This is a genomic window from Methylocystis sp., from assembly GCF_021731785.1.
Taxonomy (GTDB): domain Bacteria; phylum Pseudomonadota; class Alphaproteobacteria; order Rhizobiales; family Beijerinckiaceae; genus Methylocystis.
In genome coordinates, this window is the sequence record NZ_JAKFWS010000090.1 from 1 (window position 1) to 8,551 (window position 8,551).

10 protein-coding genes are annotated in these 8,551 nt (G+C 62.4%); 7 read left to right on the forward strand and 3 right to left on the reverse strand.

The annotated features are described in order from the left end of the window. The 4 genes from QZ964_RS14565 to QZ964_RS21555 form a co-directional block, all read left to right on the forward strand. Positions 1 to 713: DUF6880 family protein (locus tag QZ964_RS14565; protein ID WP_367119278.1), on the forward strand; the 713-nt coding region annotated here is incomplete at its 5' end. A 149-nt stretch (positions 714 to 862) separates the two neighbouring features. Further along, positions 863 to 1,867: a hypothetical protein gene (locus QZ964_RS14570; protein ID WP_292532369.1), complete on the forward strand. Its 1,005-nt coding sequence runs from the start codon at positions 863 to 865 to the stop codon at positions 1,865 to 1,867. 51 nt (positions 1,868 to 1,918) lie between these two features. Further along, positions 1,919 to 3,289: a hypothetical protein gene (locus QZ964_RS14575; protein ID WP_292532370.1), complete on the forward strand. Its 1,371-nt coding sequence runs from the start codon at positions 1,919 to 1,921 to the stop codon at positions 3,287 to 3,289. A 155-nt stretch (positions 3,290 to 3,444) separates the two neighbouring features. Then, the gene (locus QZ964_RS21555) at positions 3,445 to 3,546 is read left to right on the forward strand and encodes a PEP/pyruvate-binding domain-containing protein (RefSeq protein WP_367119279.1); all 102 of its coding nucleotides are present in this window, start codon (positions 3,445 to 3,447) and stop codon (positions 3,544 to 3,546) included. Here QZ964_RS21555 and QZ964_RS14580 read toward each other — a convergent pair. Further along, complete coding sequence (locus QZ964_RS14580; protein WP_292532371.1) at positions 3,501 to 4,031, reverse strand: hypothetical protein; 531 nt, start codon at positions 4,029 to 4,031, stop codon at positions 3,501 to 3,503. The genes QZ964_RS21555 and QZ964_RS14580 overlap by 46 nt on opposite strands. A 51-nt stretch (positions 4,032 to 4,082) precedes the next feature. Here QZ964_RS14580 and QZ964_RS14585 point away from each other — a divergent pair, with 51 nt between their 5' ends. From QZ964_RS14585 to QZ964_RS14595, 3 genes are all read left to right on the forward strand, one after another. Then, positions 4,083 to 4,316, forward strand: a complete 234-nt coding sequence (locus QZ964_RS14585) for a hypothetical protein (protein WP_292532372.1) — start codon at positions 4,083 to 4,085, stop codon at positions 4,314 to 4,316. 100 nt (positions 4,317 to 4,416) lie between these two features. Beyond that, positions 4,417 to 4,776 carry a type II toxin-antitoxin system RelE/ParE family toxin gene (locus QZ964_RS14590; RefSeq protein WP_292532376.1) on the forward strand — a complete coding sequence of 120 codons (360 nt, stop codon included), beginning with the start codon at positions 4,417 to 4,419 and terminating at the stop codon, positions 4,774 to 4,776. Next, on the forward strand, positions 4,773 to 5,054 hold the full coding sequence (locus QZ964_RS14595) for a helix-turn-helix domain-containing protein (RefSeq protein WP_292532373.1): 282 nt from the start codon (positions 4,773 to 4,775) through the stop codon (positions 5,052 to 5,054). The genes QZ964_RS14590 and QZ964_RS14595 overlap by 4 nt, the downstream gene beginning before the upstream one ends. A gap of 76 nt (positions 5,055 to 5,130) precedes the next feature. On the opposite strand, the gene QZ964_RS14600 is transcribed toward QZ964_RS14595, so the two are convergent. Beyond that, positions 5,131 to 6,126 carry a toprim domain-containing protein gene (locus tag QZ964_RS14600; protein ID WP_292532374.1) on the reverse strand — a complete coding sequence of 332 codons (996 nt, stop codon included), beginning with the start codon at positions 6,124 to 6,126 and terminating at the stop codon, positions 5,131 to 5,133. 14 nt (positions 6,127 to 6,140) lie between these two features. Continuing rightward, the coding region (locus QZ964_RS14605; protein WP_292532375.1) for a strawberry notch C-terminal domain-containing protein at positions 6,141 to 8,551 on the reverse strand (2,411 nt) is incomplete at its 5' end.

Genomic DNA, 8,551 nt, shown 5'->3' on the forward strand with positions numbered 1-8,551 from the left:
CCGCAAAACGACGCTTGCGCCTTGCCATTGCGGGGGCGCAAAGCCCCGCCGACGCAGCGCGCGAAATCCGCAAGCGCCTCACCGCCATTTCTCGCTCTCGAAGCTTCGTCGACTGGCAGAACCGCCGCGCGCTCGTCGACGATCTCGAGGCGCAGCCACGCGCGATTGTCGAACATGTCGGAAAGTCCGATCCGAAAGAAGCGCTCGATCTAATGTGGCGTTTCATGGCGCTCGCCTCCTCGGTGTTCGCGCGTTGCGACTACAGTAGCGGGGACTATCTCAAGCGGCTGCCTGACTTCGACGACATCGAGGCGGAAAGCCGCGGGCTCGATTTCGCCGAGAAATTCGAGCATTTCAGCGCCGCGCTCTCATTCCTCGCCGCCTGGCCCGCGCCCGATCGCGCAGCGAAACTCGTACTCACGCGCGCCGACAAATTGGATGGCGATCGTTATGAGGTTCTGACACCTGTCGCGGACGCGCTGGCAGGCAAGCATCCCTTGGCTGCGACGCTGGCGCTCCGCGCCATGATCGAATTCTCGCTCGATAACGGCAGGTCCAGTCGATACAAGCATGCTGCGCGTCACTTTCAGGAATGCGCCGGTCTCGCTTCGGCGATCGCCGATTTTGGGCAATTTGAACCGCACGAGCCGTTCGCAGCGCGCATACGTGGCAAGCACGGCAAGAAAACTTCGTTTTGGAATCTTGTGCCCTGAAAGTTCCCGCGCAGCATCGAACCTCAAAACAGAGGTCTGGAATCAGGAGGCAAACCGGTCATTGCGTGACCCGACTGCTTACGGGAACGATGCGTCAAGAGCAGACACTACGCCGCCAACTGCCTGACATTCGTGAGAAGTCGGCTACCATGTTCGCCGTCAGTATGTATGCGGACATGGCGCTGTGCGCGCAGGGCATAAGGTTCGAATGGCGAGACGAATTGATGATGAGTGATCTTTTCGACGTTGACGGCGCCAATCTCGATCGCGGGTTCGAGAACCTGAAAGCCGCCGAGTTTCCGATCGAACAGCAGCTTCACGCCATGCTGCAGGAGATGTGGGCGCGCTACGCACCTTATGCCGATCCTGACTTCCGTCAGGGTTTCGCGCGCGACGTCGATGGGCGCTTCTGGGAAATGTATCTGGGCTGCACGCTGCTCGAGGCGGGGCGGACGTTGTTGCCCGTCGTCGATCGTCAGCGCGAAGGCGGCCAACCGGACCTGTGCGTCCTCGAAGACGGTCGCCGCATCTGGATCGAGGCCATCACCCCCGACGAAGGCGTTCCCGGTCCTGACCAGATCGTGCGCCCCGTGCCGATCAATGAGGGCGGTGGCTTTGTCGCCGCGCCGATCCGCCAGGCGCAGCTTCGGACCTCCGGGGCGTTCTGGACCAAGGCGCAGAAGATCGCCCGCTACATCGAGCAGGGCGTGATCGCGCCGGAAGATACCCGCATCATCGCGATCAGTGCCAGCCGCTTCGGCCCCTATGTCGCCGAACAGCCCTTGCCGCTCATCATGACGACACTGTTCCCGATCGGCGACGCCTTCATCACCATTGACCGCGACACCGGCGATGTCCTCGAAGAGGGCTTCCAGGCTGCACCCTTGATCCGCCGCGAGCGTAATTCGATCCCGCGCACGGCCTTCCTCGCCGAGCGCTTCGCCGACATCTCGGGCGTGATCTGGTCACGGGTCGGCCTCGGCAACCTCTCGCGCCAGGTCCGGCCAATCACCTATGTCCACAATCCCCTGGCGCAGGTTCCATTGCCCACGAACTGGGGCGTCTGGGACCGTGAGTTCGTGACGGCCCGGCAGGGCGAGGGATGGGAAGCCAGCGATATCCTTGCCCCGGCGGCCGCGGCGGAGGCGTCGTGACTATAAGGTCGCATGCGCGCACCTGCCGCCTGCAGGATGACGAGGCCGGCCATGGCCCGAACTGGTGAGCCGCGACTGATCACCCCGATCAGCCAGCGCCAGTTCGAACTCTATGCGCTGTCGCTCGAACGCGGTCCCAATTTCGACCCCGCCCATATCTTCAGCGCCTATCAGGCCGGACGGGGCAGCACGAGCGGCTGCATCCTTCTTGATCCGGAGCAAGGGACCTTCACCAGTCTCGCCTTGCTCCGGCGCATCGATCACTGCTGGACCAAGGTCGATGAAGGCGGCCCCTATTCCACTCCCGAGGCCGCGCTCGACCGCCTCAGCATTGGCATGCGCGTCGGTGATCCACCGGAACCCTTGCCGCCGGGAGCCAGGCGCCGCCCGCTCTTGCTGAAGCCTGGGCCGCGCGGGACATCTCCGGAGTTCGATCTGCTGACGACCACCATCAGCCATCTGCCGGCGCTCATGGCGATCGGCGAATGCTATCTCGCGCTTCCTAATCCCGACGCCAACTTCGTCCCGGATTTTCAGACCAGCAACTTCGCCTCCCGGCTGTTCGAACTCTACCTTCTCGCCTGCTTTCGCGAGCAGGGCCTGAGCGTCCGGCAAGATCATGTCTCGCCCGACTTCCTGATCAAGAAGGAGGGCGACGTGTGCTGGATCGAGGCGGTGACGGCGAACTCCGAGACCCCACACGCCGGTGGGATCGGTGACTGGGTGCATGCGCCGGGGGACCGCAAGGAACGCCTGATGGGAGGTCCGGCCGAACGCTTCGCCAAAACACTGCGAGGCAAGCTTCAGCGCAACTATCATGAGCTGGACCACGTGAAGGGGCGTTCCTTCGCCCTCGCCATCGCCGACTTTCACGAATACGGCTCGATGGTCTGGAGCCGGGAAGCGTTGCCCACCTACCTCTACGGGATGCACGCCGATATCGAAGGCGAAGGCGCGGAGCGCCGCGCGGTCGGGACACCGATCGCCAACCTGACGGGCAGGCACGGCATCCTGGCGGGGCTCTTCCGCGATCCGGACTTCGCGCATTTGTCGGCCGTCGTCTTCAGCAATGCGGCAACGTTCGCCAAGTTCAATCGAATGGGCTTCCTTGCCGGTTGGCGCCCTCCGGGGTTGACGATGATCCGGCACGGCATCCTCTTTGACCGAACCCCAGGCGCGCTGGAGCCGATCAATTTCGAGCTGTCGGTCGCCAGCGACGAATACCAGGCACTCTGGCCCCGGGGCGAAGCCTGGTGCCAGGAGTTGGAGGTGTTCCACAATCCGCTGGCCGCCCACCCCATCCCGTTCGATCTCATCCCGGGCGCGACGCATTGGTTCGAGCGCGACGGCGACATCGAGTGCAGCACCATCTGGGCGAACTCGGTCCTCTCCTCAGTCACGCATCTGCGCACGGCCGGCTAAGCCGGGCGGATGAGCGGCCGGCCTGACGAAAGCGAGCCGTCATGATCGGGGCGCCTGCCCCATTCCCTGACTTGGAGAAGCCACAGGCATGACGACCGAGCCGTCCGACCGGACAATTATTCTCCATCTATCTCAACATTCGGGGAGAACAGGCCATGCTCGACGCCTGCCGGCGCTGTTACGCCTCGCTCTTCACCGACCGCGCGATCAGCTACCGCAAAGCGAAAGGGTGTTCAACGCGCCCGTTCAGCCATTGACCGGCCATCAGCCTCATGGCGTCCTCTCCGTCAGAAAGAACCGTGAGATTGGTGGCGGGCCCGCGTCCGGCGCTGCGAAGAGCGGAACGAACCCGCTCACGCGCGAGGTCATCGAGATCGCGGACTGCGGCGAAGATTTTCTCCTGGCGCCCGCAGGTTTCGATCCGGCCGAGCACGATCTCGAAATTCTTGCGTTGATTTTTCGAGCGCGTGGCTTTGACAAACGCCCCATCGATGCCGACGGTCATGTGGTCGACGGGCTTTTCGACTTTTGGCTTCTCGGCGATCTCGGCTCTCGTTTCCGCTTCGATCGCCTTTCCCACAGCCAGGACGCGATTGCGAGTCGTCGCGTGATTGAAACAAGAGAGCTCGGGTAGAAATTCGTTCAGGATGCCGGCGGCTTGCTGATAGGAAAACTTGCACCCAAGCCTCACCTGCAAATGCCTCAGTTCGGGAGTGGCGCGATGCGGAAAGAGGACGGCCATGGGAGACGAGGCGGCAGGCCGCCCGCAACCGCAGGCCTCGAAGCGAGGCGCATGAATGCGCAGATGTCCAAACACCGTGTCGATCCGCCGCCGCCGATGTTCTTTGATGGAACGGAGATGCCCACAGCAACGACAGGATCGAACTTTCGAGATGAGCGCGTGAACCTGATCTTGCGCAACTTCCGCCTGGACCCGTCGGATCAAGTACTTCCCATCGTCATGGGTGAGACCAAGGTCGGCTTCAGACGTCAACTCGGGCCGCTCGATGTGGCCGACTGTTGTTGAATGTAAATTGCCAGCCTCGTCAATGCGCTCTATCTTCACCGTCCATTTCATCGAGAACCCCTCCATCAGGAATTCCCCGAACGATATTCATCCTTTCTTAATCGACCCCCAACTTCTTTCCGGTCTCAGCCAAGATGGCTCCCGACACCGGGGCAGCGCCCTTGATGATCTGCGAGCGTTTCCCGTCTCGGCTCGACGCGAAGCGGGCCATCAGCTCGACTTCGTGCAGCACGGCGCACAGCCCGACGATTGGAAACCGATGCCGACCATTGGCCGCGGGGTAAGGGAAATTCGAATTCGGGACGCTGCGGGGGCATTCCGCGTCATCTACGTCGCGAAATTCGCCGACGCTGTCTACGTCTTGCACTGTTTTCAGAAGAAAACGCAAAAGACGAGCAAAGCGGACATCGACTTGGCTGTGAAACGGTACCGTGACCTGATGCAGGAGTTAAGCCAATGAGCAACGAACGCTTCGCAAGCGTATGGGACGCCATTGAAGACACGCCCGAGCAAGCCGAAAACATGAAGCTCCGCTCCGCTCTGATGCGGGCTTTGAAAGAACACATCTCGCGCACTGGCTTGAGCCAATCGCAGGCCGCCAAATTGTTTGGCGTCACGCAACCGCGCGTCTCCGACCTTATGCGCGGTAAGATCGACCTGTTTGGCCTGGACGCCTTGGTAAACATGGCGGCGGCGGCTGGACTGCATGTCGAAATCCATGTGCGTGACGCTGCGTAGGCGAGGCGGATGAATTCAGCCGCGATGAGCCTTGCGGAGCCCAACCAGGTTGGGGTACCGGACGCACCGGACACGATCAGAGCAACAGTTCCAGCCGTTTTCGGAAGGCTTCGGCCGACATGACGCGCCGATCGCTGTTGAAATCCGCGCGCAGCGAGCAAATCATTCTCGCGTCGCTGCCTACCGCCTCGGCTCGCTCCTTCAAACGCCGCGCCGCGCGATGCCCAGCGTCGTCATTGTCACAAGCGATGATGAGGCGGCGGAGACCGGACGGAAATTCCCAGGCTGCGAGATGCCCGGCGGAGAGCGCAGCGACCATGGGCCATTCGGGCAGGGCGCTCTTGATCGAGAGAACGGTTTCAATTCCTTCGCCGACGAGAACCGCGTCGTCGATCTTCCCGAAACGAACGCCGTTGCCAAGAATGGCGCCGAGTGAACGACGCGGCGACGGAACGCGCGCTTTGTCCTTACGCGTCGGATCGAGAAAAGTGCGATGCACGCCGGTGATCTCGCCGCGATGATCAGTGACGGCGGCGACCAACGCAGGCAATCTTCGCGACGGCAGGCCAAGACGCTCCCGATAGAACAGCGCCGGGTGATAGCGCAGGGACGCAGCGTCGCGTTCCGCCATGATTTTGCGGGCGCGCAGATAGGCCTCGGCCGGCGTGCCCGCAATCGACCGCGACGCCGCCCAGATTTTTCGCACCAGCGCGATCGTGTCGCGCTCCGATGATCGCCCTTCGTTCAATTCCGGCAACGGCTCTCGCGGCGCCTTCAAAAAGCGCCGAGCTTCGTCGAGCGTGTCGCGGAACGAGCGGTGGCCTTCGCGCGCGGAAATGAGATCAAGCAGATCACCGTGTTCTGCCGTCGCTGAATCACTCCATTTGCCGCGCGCACCCTTGCCTGAGAGAGGTCCTTTGAGGCGGACGTAAAGACTGCGGCCACTGTGATTGTTCACGTCGCCGACGATCCAGTAATTGCCGGAGCGGGAGCCATTGGAGAGATAATGTTTGCAGACGGCCTCGACATGTTTGGCGAGGCCGCGCGACAAAATGCGGGCGGGGCTTTCCATCGTCGCCTCCCGCGTCAGGAATGCACGCGCGTCGACGGGGCGACGCGGAGCAGGGGGTAAAGCTCGAAAAGTTTCTCGACGATTTTTGTTGCCTCATCACCTAGCGGCACGAACAGCCGCAGTTTCCAGGCGATGATTTCCGAAAGGAAACCGAGCGCCTTCAGGCGATCAACCAAGCTGTCAGAAAACCCGACGAGTTCGAGACGCTGGCGGTTCATCACCAGCGAGCGTTTGAGAACGAGCCCCTCAGCGAGAACGAGACCGGCCCCTTCTTGCATAACGGCGACGATCGCTGCGCTTGGAGCGAGGGCAGGGGCCTCGACTCCCAAGGCTTCACCGAGAACCGCGGCGCTGGCCGGCGACACAAGGCGGCCAATGATTCGCTCGCCCTCGTCGGTCTGCAAGCGATAGACGCGAGCCGTCTCGTCGGGAAGTCGGTTCCAGACCGGCAGCAGCAGACCGGCAGCAATATGGAACGTACTCTCGGTAAATTCCGGAAGCACGGCGACTTCAGCCTCCCACGCCTGCCGGAATTCTTGCGCGGTCGCCTCACGCCAATGTGAGCGCTCCAAGGCTTCGACGCTGATCAGATCGCGATGCACTGGCCTCAGCAGCCGCACGCGCGATTGAACCGAGCCGTCGTCCTGCATCAATCCAGGGGCCGGCAATTTGACGGCAGCGCGTCCCGACTGGTCATTGACCATCAGCCGAGATTTCTGCGAGGCGGTCGCATGATCAAAAGCCTCGGCCAGCGTCGTGACTCTGGTCCTGTCCTTGCGCAGCATGGTGAGCAGCGACGTCTGCGCGCCGCTCTTGGCGTGGGCAGCGATGGTTTGCCGATTGGTGACGACGAGGCGCTCCGACGTGAGCGTCTCGACGCCGACATCGAAGATCCCCGCCTGGACGGCGGCTTCGATTGACGCCTCCATCAAGCCCTCGAACACTTCGAACAAGCGGTTCTGCAGGGCGATCGGCAAGGCGAGAATGCGATTGAGGAAAGTCGAGATCGGCGGCAGCTCCTCTCGCAAGCTCCCGTCCTGATCGGTAATGTCGAGCCCGGTCGCTTCCTGAAATCTCGTCAAGGAACAGCCTTCGACCTTGCCGGAATAGAGCAGCTGATAGAGCTGGCGCAGCGCCGTGCGGCCATAGGGCGATTCGAGATTGTCCTCGGGCCGGAACAAGCCTTGCCCGCCGGTCTGGCGCTGGCCGCGCGTGATGGCGCCGAGCGTGTCAAGACGTCGCGCGATCGTCGAAAGAAAGCGCTTCTCGCCCTTCACGTCCGTGGCGACAGGCCGGAACAAGGGCGGCTGCGCCTGGTTGGTGCGGTTCGTGCGCCCCAAGCCCTGTATGGCGTTGTCCGCCTTCCAGCCTGGCTCCAGAAGATAATGGACACGCAGCCTCTGGTTCTTGGCGCTGCGCTCGGCGTGATAAGAGCGGCCGGTGCCGCCAGCATCGGAAAAGACGATGACGCGCTTCTCGTCGTCCATAAAGGCCTGCGTCTCGCCGAGATTGGCTGAGGCGGGCCGGTTTTCGACACAGAGACGATCCGAGCCGTCGGCATTGGTTTTTCTGACGATCCGGCGCGAACGGCCCGTCACCTCGGCGACTGTCTCGGCGCCAAAACGTTGAACGATCTGGTCGAGCGCGCCCTGCACAGCGGGAAGCGCCGCGAGATGCTCGATCAGCCGATCGCGCCGCTCCATCGCCTCGCGCGAGTGCACGGGCTGGCCGTTCTCGTCGATGACCGGCCGCGATTGCAGGTCGCCGTTCTCGTCGGAATAGACCTCGTAAAGCCGGGTCGGGAAGGAATGGGCGAGGTAATCAAGCACATATTCGCGGGGCGAACAGTCACAGGATAAATCGCTCCATTCGGATGTGGGGATTTCCGCAAGGCGGCGCTCCATCAACGCCTCGCTGGTGGAGACGATCTGGATGACGGCGGCATGGCCCGCCTCCAAATCGCGATCGATCGAGGCGATGAGGCTCGGAACCTTCATCGCCGTGATCAGATGATTGAAGAAACGCTGCTTGTTGCTCTCGAAGGCCGAACGCGCGGCGGATTTGGCGTTGCGGTTATAGGCCCTGCCGCCCTCGCCGGTGATATTGGCCGCTTCCAACGCCGCCGTGAGATTATTGTGAATGATCTCGAAGGTCGAGGCGTAAGAGTCGTAGATGCGGATTTGCTCTTCGGAGAGACGATGTTCCAGCATCTCGACTTCGACGCCGGCATAGGACAAAGCGCGGGACGCATAGAGGCCGAGAGCCTTCAAATCACGGGCGAGCACTTCCATCGCAGCGATGCCGCCCGCCTCCATGGCGCCGACAAAATCCTGCCGTGTCGCGAAGGGCATGTCGGTCGAACCCCAGAGGCCGAGGCGCGCCGCATAGGCGAGATTGGCGACCGTCGTCGCCCCCGTCGCCGAGA

Excerpts from the sequence above, each read along its gene's own strand:
- QZ964_RS14570 (WP_292532369.1), top strand. The coding sequence starts at position 863 with ATGTTCGCCGTCAGTATGTATGCGGACATGGCGCTGTGCGCGCAGGGC.
- QZ964_RS14575 (WP_292532370.1), top strand. The coding sequence starts at position 1,919 with ATGGCCCGAACTGGTGAGCCGCGACTGATCACCCCGATCAGCCAGCGC.
- QZ964_RS21555 (WP_367119279.1), top strand. The coding sequence starts at position 3,445 with ATGCTCGACGCCTGCCGGCGCTGTTACGCCTCGCTCTTCACCGACCGC.
- QZ964_RS14580 (WP_292532371.1), bottom strand. The coding sequence starts at position 4,031 with ATGGCCGTCCTCTTTCCGCATCGCGCCACTCCCGAACTGAGGCATTTG.
- QZ964_RS14585 (WP_292532372.1), top strand. The coding sequence starts at position 4,083 with ATGAATGCGCAGATGTCCAAACACCGTGTCGATCCGCCGCCGCCGATG.
- QZ964_RS14595 (WP_292532373.1), top strand. The coding sequence starts at position 4,773 with ATGAGCAACGAACGCTTCGCAAGCGTATGGGACGCCATTGAAGACACG.
- QZ964_RS14600 (WP_292532374.1), bottom strand. The coding sequence starts at position 6,126 with ATGGAAAGCCCCGCCCGCATTTTGTCGCGCGGCCTCGCCAAACATGTC.